Annotated in this window: 15 protein-coding genes and 1 tRNA gene; 6 read left to right on the forward strand and 10 right to left on the reverse strand. The window is 72.6% G+C overall.

Annotated elements, in window-relative coordinates; translation table 11 throughout:
• Positions 1–179 precede the first annotated feature (179 nt).
• The 4 genes from mshC to QT196_RS08600 all read right to left on the reverse strand — a co-directional run bounded on the left by mshC (position 180) and on the right by QT196_RS08600 (position 3,858).
• Positions 180–1,409 (reverse strand): cysteine--1-D-myo-inosityl 2-amino-2-deoxy-alpha-D-glucopyranoside ligase, encoded by a 1,230-nt coding sequence (gene mshC, locus QT196_RS08585; RefSeq protein WP_266735943.1) that lies wholly within the window; start codon positions 1,407–1,409, stop codon positions 180–182.
• A 149-nt stretch (positions 1,410–1,558) separates the two neighbouring features.
• Positions 1,559–2,443, reverse strand: a complete 885-nt coding sequence (locus QT196_RS08590; protein ID WP_290354683.1) for an SCO1664 family protein — start codon at positions 2,441–2,443, stop codon at positions 1,559–1,561.
• Between the two features lie 5 nt (positions 2,444–2,448).
• The gene (locus tag QT196_RS08595; protein ID WP_168483635.1) at positions 2,449–3,039 is read right to left on the reverse strand and encodes a DUF3090 domain-containing protein; all 591 of its coding nucleotides are present in this window, start codon (positions 3,037–3,039) and stop codon (positions 2,449–2,451) included.
• A gap of 120 nt (positions 3,040–3,159) precedes the next feature.
• Positions 3,160–3,858, reverse strand: coding sequence for a histidine phosphatase family protein (locus QT196_RS08600; RefSeq protein ID WP_085927054.1), 699 nt, complete (start codon positions 3,856–3,858; stop codon positions 3,160–3,162).
• Positions 3,859–3,948: 90 nt separating this feature from the next.
• Here QT196_RS08600 and corA point away from each other — a divergent pair, with 90 nt between their 5' ends.
• Positions 3,949–4,935: a magnesium/cobalt transporter CorA gene (corA, locus tag QT196_RS08605; RefSeq protein WP_168478354.1), complete on the forward strand. Its 987-nt coding sequence runs from the start codon at positions 3,949–3,951 to the stop codon at positions 4,933–4,935.
• Positions 4,936–4,966: 31 nt separating this feature from the next.
• Here the strand turns inward: corA and QT196_RS08610 are convergent, their stop codons facing one another.
• Together QT196_RS08610 and QT196_RS08615 are read right to left on the reverse strand one after the other, a co-directional pair.
• Complete coding sequence (locus QT196_RS08610) at positions 4,967–5,755, reverse strand: ferritin-like domain-containing protein (RefSeq protein WP_290354684.1); 789 nt, start codon at positions 5,753–5,755, stop codon at positions 4,967–4,969.
• A gap of 271 nt (positions 5,756–6,026) precedes the next feature.
• The gene (locus QT196_RS08615; protein ID WP_290354685.1) at positions 6,027–7,082 is read right to left on the reverse strand and encodes an LLM class F420-dependent oxidoreductase; all 1,056 of its coding nucleotides are present in this window, start codon (positions 7,080–7,082) and stop codon (positions 6,027–6,029) included.
• A 127-nt stretch (positions 7,083–7,209) separates the two neighbouring features.
• Here QT196_RS08615 and QT196_RS08620 point away from each other — a divergent pair, with 127 nt between their 5' ends.
• The gene (locus tag QT196_RS08620; protein ID WP_290354686.1) at positions 7,210–8,193 is read left to right on the forward strand and encodes an aldo/keto reductase; all 984 of its coding nucleotides are present in this window, start codon (positions 7,210–7,212) and stop codon (positions 8,191–8,193) included.
• On the forward strand, positions 8,190–10,970 hold the full coding sequence (locus QT196_RS08625; RefSeq protein WP_290354687.1) for a helix-hairpin-helix domain-containing protein: 2,781 nt from the start codon (positions 8,190–8,192) through the stop codon (positions 10,968–10,970). The genes QT196_RS08620 and QT196_RS08625 overlap by 4 nt, the downstream gene beginning before the upstream one ends.
• Positions 10,971–11,111: 141 nt before the next feature.
• Here QT196_RS08625 and QT196_RS08630 read toward each other — a convergent pair whose 3' ends face one another.
• The gene (locus QT196_RS08630) at positions 11,112–11,786 is read right to left on the reverse strand and encodes a hypothetical protein (RefSeq protein WP_168478358.1); all 675 of its coding nucleotides are present in this window, start codon (positions 11,784–11,786) and stop codon (positions 11,112–11,114) included.
• 47 nt (positions 11,787–11,833) lie between these two features.
• On the opposite strand from QT196_RS08630, the gene QT196_RS08635 reads away from it, so the two are divergent.
• On the forward strand, positions 11,834–12,022 hold the full coding sequence (locus QT196_RS08635) for a DUF5703 family protein (protein WP_085927031.1): 189 nt from the start codon (positions 11,834–11,836) through the stop codon (positions 12,020–12,022).
• Positions 12,023–12,108: 86 nt separating this feature from the next.
• On the opposite strand, the gene QT196_RS08640 is transcribed toward QT196_RS08635, so the two are convergent.
• The 3 genes from QT196_RS08640 to QT196_RS08650 form a co-directional block, all read right to left on the reverse strand.
• Complete coding sequence (locus tag QT196_RS08640) at positions 12,109–12,906, reverse strand: chaplin (RefSeq protein ID WP_290354688.1); 798 nt, start codon at positions 12,904–12,906, stop codon at positions 12,109–12,111.
• A gap of 177 nt (positions 12,907–13,083) precedes the next feature.
• A complete protein-coding gene (locus QT196_RS08645; RefSeq protein ID WP_168478360.1) occupies positions 13,084–13,317 on the reverse strand; it encodes a chaplin in 234 nt (77 codons plus the stop codon).
• A 142-nt stretch (positions 13,318–13,459) separates the two neighbouring features.
• Entirely contained in the window at positions 13,460–14,785 is a 1,326-nt protein-coding gene (locus QT196_RS08650) for a M20/M25/M40 family metallo-hydrolase (RefSeq protein ID WP_168478361.1), read from the reverse strand.
• A 316-nt stretch (positions 14,786–15,101) separates the two neighbouring features.
• Here QT196_RS08650 and QT196_RS08655 point away from each other — a divergent pair.
• Both QT196_RS08655 and QT196_RS08660 read left to right on the forward strand, forming a co-directional pair.
• Positions 15,102–15,186 (forward strand) — tRNA-Leu (locus QT196_RS08655).
• A 157-nt stretch (positions 15,187–15,343) separates the two neighbouring features.
• A complete protein-coding gene (locus QT196_RS08660) occupies positions 15,344–16,285 on the forward strand; it encodes a pseudouridine synthase (RefSeq protein WP_290354689.1) in 942 nt (313 codons plus the stop codon).
• The last annotated feature ends 62 nt before the right edge of the window (positions 16,286–16,347 follow it).

A 16,347-nucleotide genomic window follows, 5' to 3' on the forward strand; every position in this document is an offset into this window, starting at 1 on the left:
ACACAACTCCCCGTTATGCCAGGGGCGCCGGACGGCCTGCGGGCCGGTACGGCGCCCCTGGCATTTCCCCTCCCGACCTCCCGGACCTCCCCCGAACCGCAAGTCCCCGCAGCCGCAAGGAGAAAGGGGCGCTTCCACCGGCCGGCGGAAGCGCCCCTGAGGGTCGGATTGACGGGTCGTTACAGGGCCACGCCGAGCAGTGCGTCGACCGCGCGGGAGACGAGACCGGGGGCGCCCTCGTCGGTGCCGCCCCCGTCCTGCTGCGCGGCGGCCCAGCGGTCCACGGCCGCGAGGGCGGCCGGGGAGTCCAGGTCGTCGGCGAGGGCCGTACGGATCTCCGCCAGGAGGGCGTCGGCGGACGGACCGTCAGGACGGGAGACGGCGGCCCGCCAGCGTGCCAGCCGCTCCTCGGCCTCCGCCAGCACGGCGTCGGTCCACTCCCAGTCGGCCCGGTAGTGGTGCGCGAGCAGCGCCAGCCGGATCGCGGCCGGGTCGGTGCCGTCGCGCCGCACCGTGGAGACGAAGACGAGATTGCCCTTGGACTTGGACATCTTCTGGCCGTTCAGGGCCACCATCCCGGCGTGCACATACGCCTTGGCGAACGGGTGCTCACCGGTGAGCGCCTGGGCGTGCGAGGCGCCCATCTCATGGTGCGGGAAGGCGAGGTCGGAGCCGCCGCCCTGGACGTCGAAGCCCATGCCGAGGTGGTCCAGGGCGATGGCGACACACTCGATGTGCCAGCCGGGCCGGCCGCGGCCCAGCGAGCCGCCGTCCCAGCTCGGCTCGCCGTCGCGGGCCGCCATCCACAGCATCGGGTCGAGCGGGCTCTTCTTGCCCTCGCGCTCCGGGTCGCCGCCGCGCTCGGCGGACAGCAGCCGCATCGCCTCGGCGTCCAGCCCGGAGACCTCGCCGAAGTGCGGGTCGGAGGCGACCGAGAAGTAGATGTCACCGTCCAGCTCGTAGGCGGCGCCGGCGTCACGCAGCCGCTCCACCAGCGGGACGATGCCGGGTATCGACTCGACGGCGCCTATGTAGTGGCGGGGCGGCAGCATCCGCAGGGCCGTCATGTCCTCGCGGAAGAGGGCGGTCTCGCGCTCGGCGAGTGCCGTCCAGTCGTCGCCGGTGGCCACGGCCCGCTCCAGCAGCGGATCGTCGACATCGGTGACGTTCTGTACGTAGTGCACCTGACGCTTCGTGTCGAGCCACACGCGCTGAACCAGGTCGAACGCGTTGTAGGTCGCCGCGTGCCCCATGTGGGTGGCGTCGTAGGGCGTGATGCCGCAGACGTAGATACGGGCGACGGGACCGGGGTCGAGGGTTACCCGTCCGCCGGTCGCGGTGTCGTGGATCCTCAGGTCGCGGCCCTGGCCAGGCAGGGCGGGGACCTCAGAAGCGGGCCATGCATGCATGCCTTGAGCGTAACCGGACGGATGTTCCGCATACGAACCGGACCGGAGGTCTGGCCGGAAAGGCGGTCTTGTGTTCGACGGCCGTACGTGCAAGCGCCCCGTCGCCACGGCACGGATTCCCGGCGGATCAGACGGGCATCAGACGGGCATCAGACGGGCGGCCAGGGGATCGCGGGCCATTCGCCGCTCGGCTCCGGGTGCCGGCCGCTGCGCAGCAGCCCCGCCACCCGCGCCCGCAGCGCCTCGGTCTCGGCGTCCGTGATCAGTTCGGCCAGTCGGGCGGCGAGCGGCCGGCCGTCCGCCAGCTCCCGCTCCAGGCCCCGCAGGACCTCCAGCGCCTCGTCGGTCAGCGGCTCCCCCGCCCACCCCCACAGCAGGGTGCGCAGCTTGTCCTCGGCGTTGAACGTCACACCGTGATCGATGGCGAAGAACTCCCCGTCGGCGCCGGGCAGCAGATGGCCGCCCTTGCGGTCACCGTTGTTGATCACCGCGTCGAGCACCGCGAGCCGCCGCAGCCGCGGATGGTCGGCGTGCACCAGCAGCGCGGTGCGGCCCTCACCGATCTGGGCGAGCCCGACGGCCTTCCAGCCGGGCCCCGGCTCCTCGTCCTCCACCAGTGCCAGCAGCTCGGGCACCTCGTCGCTGCTCTCCGGCGGCTCGATCCACTCCTGGACCATGCCGGTGCCGTACGGGCCGTCCCGCAGCACCGTCGGCGGGATCAGGTCCCAGCCGCAGGCCCGGGAGACCTCGTACGCGGCGACCTCGCGCTGGGCGAGCGTGCCGTCGGGGAAGTCCCACAGCGGGCGCTCACCGGCGATGGGCTTGTAGACACAGGCGGCGCTGTGGCCGTCGTAGGCGACGGTGCAGTAGAGCACCGCGTTGGAGGCTTCCTCGATGCGGCCGCGGACGGTCAGCTCCCCTTCGGCGAGCAGCGCGTCCGACGGGTTTCCGGCGGGCTCCGGCGCGGCCGCCGACGGGTCCTGCGGCCGGGCGGGGCCGGGCAGCGGCGCGGCGGGCTCTGCGGCGGACTCCATGGCGCTCAGGCGTCCCGCCGGTATCCGTTCTGGCGCGGGCATACGTGTCCCTCCGGGTCGAGCGGCAGGCTGCACAGCGGGCACGGCGGGCGGCCGGCGTTGACGACCTCCAGCGCCCGCTTGGCGAACGCCCTGGCCATGGTTCCGGTGAGGCGCACCCGCAGCATCGGGGGGCCGTTCTCGTCGTCCTGGAGCAGCCGCTCCTCGGCGTCGGCGAGGTCCTCGTCACTGTCCGCGTCCAGCTCGACCAGGGCCTGGGCCTCGACGATCATCCGCTCGTCCTCGCCGTCCCACGCGAGCGCCATCGTGCCGACCCGGAACTCCTCCTCGACCGGCGATTCCAGCGGCGCGGTGTCGGACAGCTCGGTGGGCGAGACGGCGGGCACCGGGGCGTTGCCGCCGCTGCGCCGGACGACCTCGTCCAGCAGTTCGTCGATCCGCTCGGCGAGGGCGGCGACCTGAGTCTTCTCCAGGACGACGCTGGTGGTGCGGCCGGCCGCGGTGGCCTGGAGGTAGAAGCTACGGCGGCCAGGCAGCCCGACCGTACCGGCCACGAAGCGGTCCGGCGCGTCGTAGAAGAACACCTGACGGGACAACGTCCTGCTCCGATTGCTCGACTGCGGGGTCACTGCGGTCACTGCACGTCCTGCGGTCACTGCGCGGATCGCAGGGGCGTGGCGGGCAGCGCCGTCGCACCACCCTACTGCGCCGACTGATCACGCTGCTCCCGCACCACCGCCGACTGCCGCGTCCCGCTCGGCCGCCGCGGCACCCCCTTCGTCCCGGGGCGCGAGCGATCCGAAGTCCCCGGTGTCCCCGAGCCGGACGAGGTAGGGGCGCAGCCGGGTGTAGCGGATCGCGGTGACCGAACAGGGCTCGACGGAAATCCGCTGAAAGAGGTCGAGATGCATGCCCAGGGCGTCGGCGACCAGGGACTTGATGATGTCGCCGTGCGAGCACATGGCGTAGGTCGCCTCGGGGCCGTGCGCCTCCTCGATCCGGGCGTTCCAGTCCCGTACCGCGTCCACCGCACGGGCCTGCATCGCGCGCATCGACTCTCCGCCGGGGAAGGCGGCCGCGGACGGGTGCTGCTGGACGATCTCCATCAGCGGCTCGTCGCTCAGTTCGGCGAGTTTCCGGCCGGACCACTCGCCGTAGTCGCATTCACTGATCCGGTCGTCGACGTGCAGCGTGAGCCACGGCCGGGCCTCCAGCAGCGGCGCCAGGGTCTCCCGGCAGCGCTGGAGCGGGCTGGAGACGACGGCGGTCAGCGGCACCTGCGCCAGCCGTGCGGGCAGCTCGGCGGACTGGGCCGCGCCGCGCTCGTCGAGTGCGACTCCGGGCGCCCGCCCGGCGAGCACCCCGGCGGTATTGGCGGTGGAGCGGCCGTGCCGCACCAGGATCAGCGTGGGCATGACCGCCACCCTACGTTCCCGGTACGCCTTCCCGGCAGGTGGCCGGGCGCCTTCCTGGCAGGCAGCCGGGCAACGCGCGAGAATGCCGGTGTGATCGTCGACAGTGCCATCTACCGGGAGGGCCGTCGCACCGAGTGCACGACCGACTTCTCGCACGCCCTGGAAGAGGCGCGGGCCGAGGGGCACTCCTTCCTGTGGCTGGGGATGTACGAGCCGACGGAGGAGGAGTTCGCGCGCGTCCGGTCGGAATTCGCGCTGCACCCGCTGGCCGTCGAGGACGCGCTCAAGGCGCACCAGCGGCCCAAGCTGGAGGTCTACGACGACTCGCTGTTCATGGTGCTGAAACCGGTCACCTACAACGACCAGGCGGACACGGTGACCGCGTCCGAGCTGATGGTGTTCGTGGGCGACGCGTTCGTCGTCACCGTCCGGCACGGTGAGGCCAGCCCGCTGGCGGCGGTGCGGCACCGGCTGGAGGAGCACCCGGAGATCCTGCGGCACGGCCCGGGGGCGGTGCTGTACGCGATCAGCGACGCGGTGGTGGACCACTACATCGACGTGGCCGCCGAACTCCAGCTGGATCTGGAGGAGTTGGAGGCGGAGGTATTCGCTCCGGTACGCGGCCGGGACACCCGGAACACCGCCGCCGAGATCTACGCGTTCAAGCGCGAGGTGCTCGAATTCCGCCGGGCGACCGGCCCGTTGGCGGAGCCGATGGCCCGGCTCCAGAACCCCGGCGTCCCGTTCGTGCACGCGCACGCCCGGCCGTTCTTCCGCGATGTCGACGACCACCTCACCCGCGCCAACGAGTCGGTGGAGGGCCTGGACCGGCTGTTGTCGGACATTCTCTCCGCCCACCTCGCGCAGATGGGCGTACGGCAGAACGACGACATGCGCAAGATCTCGGCCTGGGCGGCGCTGGCGGCCGTCCCCACCCTGATCGCCGGCGTCTACGGCATGAACTTCGACCACATGCCGGAGCTGAAGTGGGACCTGGGGTACCCGGTGATCCTGGCGGTGATGGTCATCATCGAGGTGTCGCTGTACCGGCTGTTCAAACGCCGCGGCTGGCTCTGACGCCGCGCCGCGGGCCGTGGGCCCGGTCCGCTCAGGCGAATTCCGGTGCGGTGGTGGCCGGTCCGCCCAGCGCGTTCCGCCGCTCGGGCATCCGGAGGCTGACCATCCGCCGCCAGCCGGCCAGCCGCTCATAGCCGTACACCGCCCGGATCCCGGCGGCGAGCGCGGCGGACTTCGCCGCCGGCCACTCCAGGATGCGGCCCATGTGGGCCATCACCGCCAGGCTCACCTCCCGGTAGACGACGATCTCGGCATGGGCGCACTCCCGCAGGGTCCGCTGGATGACGCGGCCGTGCCCGGCGCGGGCCAGCCGCAGCAGCTCCTCGTGGCAGTACGCGAGGTGGCTGTCCTCGTCCTGGGAGATCATCCGGACCGCTTTGCCCAGCTCGGGGTGGTCGCCGAAGTGCTTGGTGAGCAGCAGCATCTGATCGGAGGCACGCTGTTCGGTGACCCGGCTGTGGGAGAGGTAGACGACGATGTCGCGCTCGGTGAGCGGCTGGTCGCGGCGCAGCTTGTCGTGCGTCAGACCGATGCCCCGCCGCTCCAGCAGCGCGGTGTAGTCGGTCGCCACCGGGACCTCGGTCGGCGTCAGTCCGCGCTTGCGCATCAGGGCCTGGAAGATCCGGCCGTGCTTGTCCTCGTCGGCGCCGTGCCGGGTGACCTTGGGCGCCAGCTCCCGCATCGACGCGGGGAGCAGCGCGGCGATCCGGCCGTTCTCCCAGCCGCCCTGCGCCTCTCCGCTGGCCGCGATGGAACAGAACAAACGGAAGGAGTCGTCGTTGTCGACGATCTCCTGGAACAGGCCTCGGGCCGAGAGCATCTTTGCCACCTCCGAACGGACACACCCGTAAAGGAAGAGTCAATTGGGGTGGCCCATGGGCGGCAACCGGAGCGGCGGCCCGTTCGGCCGTTCGGGCGAGGGATGCCCCCGTACGCGGGCGTAACCAGCGTGCCCGTGGCCGCGTTGTGCTGCTGACGGCCGTGGTGGGGAAGACCCCCGAGCCCCCACCACGGCCGCGGGGCCTCGCCGGCCCGGCGCTTCGGGCGCCGGGCCGGGTGCAGGGCCGAGGGGCCCGGCGCCCCGGTGGGGGTTACGCCAGCCCGGCGCGCTCCAGGGCCTCGGTACCGGCCCGCAGCGACGCCAGCCGGTCCTCCAGGGAGAAGCCTGCCGGGGCGAGCGTCAATGTGGTCACGCCGGCCGCCGCGTAGGCCTGCATCCGGTCGGCGATCCGCTCGACGGAGCCGAGCAGCGTGGTCTGGTCGATCAGCCGCTCCGGGATCGCGGCCGCGGCGCCTTCCTTGTCGCCGGACAGGTACTTCTCCTGGATCTCGGCGGCTTCCTCCCCGTAACCCATGCGCTGCGCGAGCTGGTTGTAGAAGTTCTGCTTGGGGCTGCCCATGCCGCCGACGTAGAGCGCGGTGTACGGGCGGAACATGTCGGCCAGCGCGCTGACGTCCTTGTCCGCGCCGACGGCCAGCGGCAGCGTCGGACAGACGTCGAAGCCGTCCAGCGTCTTGCCCGCCTTCTCACGGCCGGCCCGGAGGTGCGCGATCGCGGTCTCCTCCAGGTGGTCGGCCGAGGGGAAGATCAGCAGCGCGCCATCGGCGATCTCACCGGTCTGCTGGAGGTTCTTGGGGCCGATCGCGGCGATGTAGAGCGGGATGTACTCGCGCTCCGGGTGCACCGTGAGCTTCAGCGGCTTGCCCGGACCGCCCGGCAGCGGCAGCGTCCAGTGCTCGCCCTCGTAGGACAGCCGCTCGCGCGACATCGCCTTACGGACGATGTCCACGTACTCGCGGGTGCGGGCCAGCGGCTTGTCGAACTTGACGCCGTACCAGCCCTCGGAGACCTGCGGCCCCGAGACACCGAGGCCCAGCCGGAACCGGCCCCCGGAGAGGGAGTCCAGGGTCGCGGCCGTCATCGCGGTCATCGCGGGCGTACGCGCCGGGATCTGGAAGATCGCCGAGCCGATGTCGATCCGCTCGGTCTGGGCCGCGACCCAGGAGAGCACGGTGGCGGCGTCGGAGCCATAGGCCTCCGCCGCCCAGCAGACGGAGTAGCCGAGGCGATCGGCCTCCTGTGCCACCGCGAGATTGTCGGAGTCCATCCCGGCGCCCCAGTAGCCGAGGTTGATGCCAAGCCTCATGCCGCTCCCCTTACCCATCAGTAACGTCGCTGTTGCGGGGACTGTAGCCGCCGGTCGCGCCGGCTGTCATCGGCGGGTTGTCCACAGGTCCCCTGATGCCGGCTTCCGCCCAGTAATCTCAAGGCCCATGGAGCAAAGGCACCTCGGCCGAACGGGCCTGCGCGTGACCCGCCTCGGGCTCGGCACCCTGAACTGGGCGCGTGACACGGACGAGCAGGAAGCCGCCGACCAGCTCAAGGCGTTCTGGGAGGCCGGCGGCAGCCTCGTGGACACCGCCGACATCTACGCCGACGGCGGCGCCGAATACCTCCTCGGCCGGCTGACGGAGGAGCTCATTCCACGCGAGGACCTGGTGATCGCCACCAAGGCGGGCAGCGTCCTGGAGGCGGACCGCCGGGTCGACGGCTCCCGGCGCCATCTCCTCGCCGCCCTGGATGCCTCCCTGGAGCGGCTGGGCACCGACTACGTCGACCTGTGGCAGCTGCACGCCTTCGATCCGCACACCCCGCTGGAGGAGACGCTCCAAGCCCTCGACCTCGCCGTCACCAGCGGCCGGGCGCGCTATGTGGGGCTGGCCAACTTCTCCGGCTGGCAGCTCGCCCGGGCCGGCACCTGGCAGCTCGCGGCGCCCGGTGTCCGCAACCGTCTCGCGAGCGCGCAGATGGAGTACTCCCTTCTTCAGCGCGGCATCGAGCGGGAGGTGCTGCCCGCGGCACTCGACCTCGGGATCGGCCTGCTGCCGTCGTCGCCGCTCGGCCGGGGGGTGCTGACGGGCAAGTACCGCCATGGGACACCGGCCGACTCCCGTGCTGCCTCGGAGCATCTGGCGGCGTTCGTCGCGCCCTATCTCGACGAGACCGCGAGCCGGGTCGTCGAAGCGGTCACCACCGCCGCCGACGGACTGGCCGTCACCCCGCTCCAGGTCGCGCTCTCCTGGGTCCGCGACCGCCCCGGCGTGACCGCACCGATCCTGGGCGCCCGCACAGCGCAGCAGCTCAGAGCCGCATTGTCAGTGGAGACCCTTAGTCTTCCTGACGAGATCTGCCAGGCGCTGGACGATGTTTCGGCGCCGGTGCACCACTACCCCGATCACGACTGGAGCACGCTGTGAGCACCGACCGCCTCGCCGGCGAAACCCCGCCCGGGCAGGAGGCCGCACCCGCCACCGCGGAGGCCCGGACGCCGGATGACGCGGCGGGGCCGGGAGGCGCGGAGGCGCCGGAGAGCGCGGAGGCGCCGGAAGGTGCGGAGGCGCCCGGCGAGGGTGCGACGGGGCGCGAGGAGGGCGCCGAGGCTGCGGCTTCCGGGGCGGAGGCCGACGCTGTGGGATCCGGGGAGGAGACCGGTACGCCGTCAACTGGGGCGGAGTCCGTCACTCCCGCATCCGGAGCCGATGCCGCGAGCCCCGGTGCGGCAAACGGAAGCCCGGCGCCCGGCTCGGAAACCGGCACGCCGTCTTCCGGCGCGGAGACCGCTGCCCCGGCGTCCGGGGCCGCGGCTGCGCACCCCGGTGCGGCAAAGGCAAACCCGCCGTCCGGCTCGGCCAAGGCGACCGCCGACGCGCTGGCGGCGGCCGTGCGAGCCGTGGAGAGTGGCGAGCGCTCGGCCGCCTCGTTCTTCAATGAGGCCCCCCGCCCGGCCAGGCCGGCCGCACCCGCCGCCCAGCCTGCCAAGGGCGGGCCGCAGGGCGGGTCGCAGGCCGGACCCACGGGCCCGGGCCCGGAGGTGACCCGGCAGCGCACCGCGCAGGAGACCGGCGGACCGGCCCGTCCGGACGGACCGGCGGGCGGTGCCACGGGACCGGCCGCCACCGCTCCGGCCGCCACCGGCCCCGCCCCCGCTCCCCGACCCGCGGTGCGGGCCCTCCCCGGGGTCGAGGGCGTACGGCAGGTGCTCGCGGCGGGCGGTGCCCCCGAGACGCTGGCCGAGCAGACCGCGGAGGTCCTGGGTGAGCGGGCCGCCGAAGCGCTGAGCGAGGACCCCTGGCTGCTGCTCGGGGTACCGGGGGTCCGCCCCGAACAGGCCGACGGCTTCGCGCGGGCGCTGCTCGGCCCCGCCTGTGGGCCGGGCGACGAGCGCCGCGCACTGGCGATGGTCGGCTGGCTGCTGGAACAGGCCGCGCTCGCGGGCCACTCCGCCCTGGAGGCCGCCGCCCTGCGCGCGGCCCTCGCCCAGCGCTCGGTACCCGACCCTGATGACGCCCTTCAGGCGGCCATCGCCGACGGTGCGGTGCTGGTCTTCCAGGACGCGATCGACGAGCCGGGCGGCCGGGCACGTCCGGCCACCGGTGACGACGAGGAGGAACAGCCCGTCCGGGTCCTGCTCGGCCTGGACCGGTTCGCGATGGCCGAGGAGAGCGTCGCCGACGGGCTGGCACGGCTGCTCAACACCTTCGAAGCGGTGGCGGAACCGACCCAGGACACGGCACCGGCGGAGGACGGCGAGGCCACGGCTGACGGGCCCGGGTCCGGCGAGACCACGGCCGTCGGGGAGGCGGCCGACGAGTCCACCGCCGCCGGAGACACGCAGGTCACCGACGGGGACACCCCCGGCGAGAGCCCCGCCACCACGGCCCCCACCGCCGATACCCCGGCCACCGGCGCCCCCGCCGACCACGCCCCGGCCCCGCACCCCGCCCGGCCTTCCGCCACCGCCTGGGAGGCCGTGGCCGCCGCCGCGCCCTCGCCGTCGGCCGCCGAGCTCATCCGGGCCGCCGCGCACAGCGGCCTGGTGGCCCACACGGGCGCGGAGGCGGCCCGCACCGAGCCGGCCGCGCTGATCGCCGCGGCCCGCTCGCTGGGGCTGCGGGCCTTCGGCGCCACCCACACCGAGAACGGCCGCCGGCGCCTGGCCGCGCACCTCACCGACATCGCGGCCGACGTCACGGCCGCCGGCTCCCCGGACCCCGCCGCGGCGGCGGTGACCGTCTCCGGCCTGCTGTCCGGACGGGAGGGGCCGGGACGGGACGCGGACGGCGCCCTCGCGCTCGATCTGCTGGTCGTGCTGGACGCCCCGCAGCTGGATCTGGAGACCGCCGCACTGCTCGTCGAGTCGCTGACCGACGGGACCCGGCTGGTGCTCAGCGGTGATCCGGGCGTGCTGTGGTCCGCCGGTCCCGGCCGGCTGTTCGCCGATCTGCTCGCGGCCCGTTTCTGTCCGCAGGTCGCCTCCCGTACCCCGGACTTCGGTCCGATCGGCGAGCTGGTGTCGGGCATCGGCATCGGGGAGCTGAGCCAGGTCGAGGCGCCCGGCAAGGAGGTGGTGATCGTCCCGGTGCGGGACGCCGGCGAGGCGGTGCACCGCGCCGTCCAGCTGGTCGCCGACTCCGTGCCCCGGGCGTTCGGGGTCCCCGCTGACCACACCCAGGTCATCACGGTCGGCCACGGCGGCGCGGCCGGCACCCGGGCGCTCAACGCCGCCCTCAAGGAACGGCTCAACCCCGGCCCCGGCCGGTTCGGCGGCTTCGACCCCGGCGACCGCGTGGCCTACGCCCCGGCCCCCGGCCGTACGGTGCCCGGCACGGTCACCGGCGCGGACGCGGCCGGGCTGCATCTGGACTGCGACGGCTCCGCGCTCGTGGTGCCGCGCGAGCAGGTCGGCACGGGAGCCGTACGGCACGGCTGGGCGCTCACCGCCCACCAGGCGGCCGGCACGCGCTGGCCCGCCGCGGTGGTCGTTCTCCCCGGCGATGCCACCGGCGGGCTGACCCGCGCCTGGGTCTACACCGCCTTCAGTCTCGGTGAGCGGCATCTGTCGGTCGTCCAGGGCGCCGACCAGGCGCTGGCCCGCGCGGTCGCCGAGGTGCCCGTGAAGGAGCGCACGACCCGGCTGCGCAGCCTGCTCCAGCAGAGCGTGCAGAGCGGTGAGGAGCCGACGGCAGCCGACTGAGCCGGGGGCTTCGGCGCCCTCCACCACGCCCCTGTACGCCGCTGCCCCGGCCCGTCGCAGAACCAGCGAACGGGCCGGGGCAGCGGCGTCTGCCGATCAGCAGGCGGCGCCGGTGCGGCACACGGCCGCCCGGCGCCTCCCTCACCGTTCGTTGTCGAGCGGCTCCACCAGGTCGTCCTCGCCCAGTTCCTCGTCGAAGACGGCGCTGACGTCGAAGCGGCACACCACCCGCTGGGGGTCCGCCGTGTCGAACGGGGCGGACAGCCACTCCCCCGGCTCGGCCGGGTCGTCGGCGGCCGCCACCCACAGGGTGGAATCGCCCTCCTCCAGGCCGAACTCCTTGTGCCGGGTGGCGATCTCGTCCGGTTCGAACTCCCCGAAGAGCACACCGAGCGCCGCATGCACGCTGGTGCCGACCACCGCGGCGGCATCGGCGGCGCTGCCGGCCGCGTCGTCGGCGGCGTCCGGATCAAGGTCGGCGATGCGCTGTGCCTGATGCAGCAGTCGCTGCGGTGCGGCGACGGTGTAGTCCCGGCGGATCAGCACGCTCAGCGCGCTCGGGTCTTCCGGGCCCGCGTATGCGGGCAGCGCCTCGTTTCCGGGGATCTCGAAGGGGGTGACCTCGTCGTAGGTGTCGTAGAGCAGCTCGTCATAGACCTCAGCCGCCGCGGCGAGCTCGTCGAACGCGGCGTACACGGCCGGATCGTCCTGCCCCGAGCGGCGTTCGACCGCGTCGAGGTGACGGTCCAGTGCGGCTTTGACCGCCTCGGCGGCGGCACGTACCTCGGCGGCGGAAGGCTGCGCAGCATCAGACATAGTGCAGACGCTATCCGTACCGGGGCCGGTCCCGCACAATAGATGCGATGCCGGAATACGAATTCTGCGATGTGTATGTGCCCCGGGGAGTCTCCCGGAACGCCGCCACACGCCTGCTGACGGACCATGCCGAGTACGGACACTGGGAGTTGGACCGACTGCGTCTGAACCCCGACGGGAGCCGTAAGGTACGGCTGCGCCGCCGGATCATCCGCCAGCTCCGCGCGACGTGGTGAGCGCCACCGGGGGCTGAGGACAGCGGAGCGGGCCCCGTCGAGACGGGGCCCGCTCGCTGAGCTGCCGGTGAGCTAACTGCTGCTGATCACCGGCGAGCGGCGCGCGCCTTGCGGTAGAGCAGGGCGCCACCGAGCAGCATCCCGGCACTGGCCGGAACCGCGTAGCCGATCGAGCCCGCACCGGTCTGCGCGAGGTGCCCGACGGGCTTCGCGGGCGTCACCTGCTGGCTGGGCGCCTGCGGCTTGGCCGGCTTGTGCGGGGTCTGCTGGCTCGGGTTACCCGGCTGGTGGGGCTTGCCGGGGTGGTGCGGCGTGCTCGGGTGGTGCGGCGTGCTCGGGTGGTGCGGCTTACCCGGCTCGTGCGGCTTGCCCGGGTGGTGGGGCTTGCCGGGGTGGTGCGGGTTGCCCGGGTGGTGCGGCCTGCCCGGGGTCGCCGAGGACCCGTTGGAGCAGTGGTTGCCGAAGGTGGGGTTCAGCAGCCCGCCTCCCGAGACATTGTTGCCGCAGGCGTTGACCGGTACGTCGACCGGAGCCTGGACATTGTTGCCCGACACGACACCCGGCGAGTTCGCGGTGGTACCGGCGGCGCCGGCCCCCGTGTGCCCGCCCTGGTGGTGGTTCCCACCGTGGTGCCTGCCACCGCCGCCGTTGGCGCAGCGGTTGCCGAACGCGGGGTTCAGCAGCCCGACCACATTGACGGTGTTACCGCAGGCGTTCACCGGCACGTGGACCGGTACCTGAACGTTGTTGCCGGATCCCACGCCCGGCGAATTCGCCGCCCCTCCGGCGGCTCCCGCGTCGGCCTGTGCGTAGCCGGCGGCCATGGCGAGTACGCCACTGGCGGCGGCCGCGGTGATCAGGCCCTTTCGTGCGACCTGTCTCATAGGTTGTTCCCCTGCCTAGTGCCTTCAGGAATACGGACGAGTGGCGGTCTTCGGGAAGATCCACCCGCCCGCCGAAATACCCAGCGGCTCCGGATTGCGTGGCACGCCCCCCGGAGCCGAGCCGGGTCAGACCCTTTTTTTACGGGTGTAAATACAACGCCAAAGGACGTCAGAAGGTCACTTGTTGACGCAGCCGGCACCGAAGGCGGGGTTCAGCAGCCCGATCACGGAGATCGTGTTACCGCAGACGTTCACCGGGACCTGGACCGGCACCTGAATGGTGTTGCCGGACACCACACCCGGAGAATTCAGGGCCGCACCCTGGGCACCCGAGTCGGCAACGGCCAGGCCGGCACCGGCGAGTACGACACCACCAGCGACTGCCGCAGCTGCGACGACCTTCTTGATCATTAGTCCTCCTTGTAGGCAATACGATCCCAGCCGCGGACCGCACTGACTGCAACGAGGAAAATGCCGTTCAAGCTACGAACACATCGGCGCTTTCACTCTTTTCAGCGAAGCCGGCGCGAAAGGCAGGAAAACCGCGCCGAATTCAGCTCTGTTCGATGAACCGGTCGAGCACCCGCACCCCGAACTTCAGTCCGTCCACCGGCACTCGCTCGTCCACACCGTGGAACATCCCCGCGAAGTCCAGCTCCGGCGGCAGCTTCAGCGGGGCGAAGCCGAATCCGCGGATCCCGAGATCGTCGAAGGACTTGGCGTCCGTCCCCGCGGAGAGCATGTACGGCACCGCCCGCGCGATCGGGTCCTCGGCCTGGAGCGCCGACTGCATCGCCTGCACCAGCGCACCGTCGAAGGTGGTCTCCAGCGCCTTGTCCGCGTGCACGTCCTCACGCCTGACGCGCGGGCCCAGGAGGCGGTCCACGTCGGCCAGGAACTCCTCCTCGTAACCCGGCAGGAACCGGCCGTCGATATGCGCGGTGGCCTGTCCCGGGATGACGTTGACCTTGTAACCGGCGCCCAGCTGTGTGGGGTTGGCGGTGTTCTTGAGGGAGGCGCCGATCAGCTTGGCGATGCCGCCGAGCTTGGCCAGCGTGGCGTCCATGTCCTCCGGGTCGAGCTCGGTGCCCAGCGCGTCGCCGAGCTGGTCGAGGAAGGACCGCAGGGTCTTCGTCACCCGCACCGGGAACTCGTGCCGGCCCAACCGGCCGACGGCCTCGGACAGTTCGGTGATGGCGTTGTCCTTGTGGATCATCGAACCGTGTCCGGCGCTGCCGTCCACGGTCAGCTTCATCCAGTGCATGCCCTTCTGGGCCGTCTCGATGAGGTACAGCCGCACCTGCTCGTTGACGGTGAAGGAGAAGCCGCCGACCTCGCTGATCGCCTCCGTGACGCCCTCGAAGAGGTGCGGGTGGTGGTCGACGAGGTAGCGCGCGCCGTAGGTGCCGCCCGCCTCCTCGTCCGCGAGGAACGCCAGCACGATGTCGCGCGGCGGCTTGCGGCCGGTGCGCAGCCGGTCGCGGACGACGGCCAGCGTCATCGCGTCCATGTCCTTCATGTCGACCGCGCCGCGGCCCCAGACGCACCCTTCGGCGATCTCGCCGGAGAAGGGGTGGTGGGTCCAGTCGTCGGCGTTGGCCGGGACGACGTCGGTGTGGCCGTGGATCAGCAGTCCGGGCCGCGAGCGGTCCTCGCCCTCGATGCGGGCGACGGTCGAGGCGCGGCCCTTGTGGGACTCGAAGATCTGCGGCTCCAGGCCGACCTCGGCGAGCTTCTCCGCGACGTACTCGGCGGCGGCCCGCTCACCCGGGCCCGAGTGATCGCCGTAGTTGCTGGTGTCCATCCTGATCAGATCCCGGCACAGGTCGACGACCTCGTCCTCACCGGTGACCCCACGGGCCGGCTGCGACGCACTCATGCCGAAACCTCGCTTCGCCCGGCCCCGCATGCACGCGGCGCGCACCTCTCCACGGTTCGCTCGCGCAGCTCGCTGAGCTCCCTCACAGTGCCTCCTCTGGGTTCACGGCCGCATCGCGCGCCCGGAGGAGCGCGGCCCGCGGCGGGTCCACTGCCATCCTCCACCCGTCGCCCGCTGGGCCCAAGGCCGCAATACTCCCGACATGCCCTGGTCACAGGCCCGCTTCCGGCCACCTGTGCGGGTGATCGACCACCCTCGAAGGTTTGCTATTGTTTTCCACGTCGGAACGGCCCAGGGCCGAAACGGCAGACACCTTGTCCGGGTGGCGGAATGGCAGACGCGCTAGCTTGAGGTGCTAGTGCCCTTTATCGGGCGTGGGGGTTCAAGTCCCCCCTCGGACACTCGCAGCATCAACGCCCGCACCGGCCGCTCGGCCGGGGCGGGCGTTGGTCGTTTCCGCCCGGGCGGGCGTGTGCCGGGGCCGCTCACCCCAGGTCCGTGGCCGGTCGCCGCCCGTACCGACTTGAGACCCCGGCCGACCTGGGGTTCTCTTGCCGGGTGAGACGCAGATCGCCGGTTCCGCCGGCCCCTCTCCCGCAGCGTGACGGGATCGACCCCGTGCGGGTGCGGCTGCCCGCCGATCCGGGCGGGGTGTGGGGCACCGTCCGGGACCATCTCGTCGACCGGTTCCAGGGGGCGATCGGGGCCGGGCGGGTGGACGCGATGCTGGGGGCGGGGCGGTTCGTCGGGGTGGACGGGGTGCTGAGCGGGGCCGAGGCGTACGCGGCCGGACGGTATGTGTGGTTCCACCGGGACTTCGCGCCGGAGGTGCCGGTGCCGTTCGAGGTGGGGATCATCCACCGGGACGAGCGGATCGTGATCGCCGACAAACCGCACTTTCTCGCCACGACTCCGCGCGGGCGGCACATCACCGAGACCGCGCTCGCGCGGCTGCGGCGGGATCTCGGGCTGCCCGCGCTGCAGCCCGCGCACCGGCTGGACCGGCTGACGGCGGGGCTGACGCTGTTCGTCGTACGGCCCGAGGACCGGGGCGCGTACCAGAATCTGTTCGCCGAGCGGCGGGTGCGCAAGGAGTACGAGGCGGTGGCGCCGTATGACGGGGCGGTGGCGCTGCCGCTGACCGTGCGCAGCCGGATCGTGAAGGAGCGCGGGGTGACGGCCGCGCGCGAGGAGGCCGGGGCGCCGAACGCGGAGAGCCGGATCGAGCTGGTGGAGCGGCGGGGCGGGCTCGGGCGGTACCGGCTGCTGCCCGCGACCGGCCGTACCCATCAGCTGCGGGTCCATATGAACGGCCTCGGGCTGCCGATCCACCACGACCCGGTCTATCCGGTCGTCACCGACCCGGCCCCGGACGACTTCCGCGCGCCGCTCCAACTGCTCGCCGGGATCCTGGAGTTCACCGATCCGGTGGACGGACGGGTACGGCGGTTCGAGACCCGGTTGCGGCTGGCGGAGTGGGCGGACGGCCCGATCGTCTGATCCTGAGACCTGGGTGCGGGGCGCCGCTTATGCTGACCGCTCTGACGGGGTTCACGGACGGC

The sequence above is a fragment of the Streptomyces sp. P9-2B-2 genome (assembly GCF_030406865.1).
Lineage (GTDB): Bacteria > Actinomycetota > Actinomycetes > Streptomycetales > Streptomycetaceae > Streptomyces > Streptomyces platensis.

What these genes read in the sequence shown, in the direction of transcription:
- QT196_RS08615 (WP_290354685.1), bottom strand. Translation starts at nt 7,082, where the DNA reads ATGAGGCTTGGCATCAACCTCGGCTACTGGGGCGCCGGGATGGACTCC.
- QT196_RS08640 (WP_290354688.1), bottom strand. Translation starts at nt 12,906, where the DNA reads ATGAGACAGGTCGCACGAAAGGGCCTGATCACCGCGGCCGCCGCCAGT.
- QT196_RS08630 (WP_168478358.1), bottom strand. Translation starts at nt 11,786, where the DNA reads ATGTCTGATGCTGCGCAGCCTTCCGCCGCCGAGGTACGTGCCGCCGCC.
- QT196_RS08590 (WP_290354683.1), bottom strand. Translation starts at nt 2,443, where the DNA reads ATGGAGTCCGCCGCAGAGCCCGCCGCGCCGCTGCCCGGCCCCGCCCGG.
- QT196_RS08635 (WP_085927031.1), top strand. Translation starts at nt 11,834, where the DNA reads ATGCCGGAATACGAATTCTGCGATGTGTATGTGCCCCGGGGAGTCTCC.
- QT196_RS08650 (WP_168478361.1), bottom strand. Translation starts at nt 14,785, where the DNA reads ATGAGTGCGTCGCAGCCGGCCCGTGGGGTCACCGGTGAGGACGAGGTC.
- QT196_RS08600 (WP_085927054.1), bottom strand. Translation starts at nt 3,858, where the DNA reads ATGCCCACGCTGATCCTGGTGCGGCACGGCCGCTCCACCGCCAATACC.
- QT196_RS08620 (WP_290354686.1), top strand. Translation starts at nt 7,210, where the DNA reads ATGGAGCAAAGGCACCTCGGCCGAACGGGCCTGCGCGTGACCCGCCTC.
- mshC (WP_266735943.1), bottom strand. Translation starts at nt 1,409, where the DNA reads ATGCATGCATGGCCCGCTTCTGAGGTCCCCGCCCTGCCTGGCCAGGGC.
- QT196_RS08610 (WP_290354684.1), bottom strand. Translation starts at nt 5,755, where the DNA reads ATGCTCTCGGCCCGAGGCCTGTTCCAGGAGATCGTCGACAACGACGAC.
- QT196_RS08645 (WP_168478360.1), bottom strand. Translation starts at nt 13,317, where the DNA reads ATGATCAAGAAGGTCGTCGCAGCTGCGGCAGTCGCTGGTGGTGTCGTA.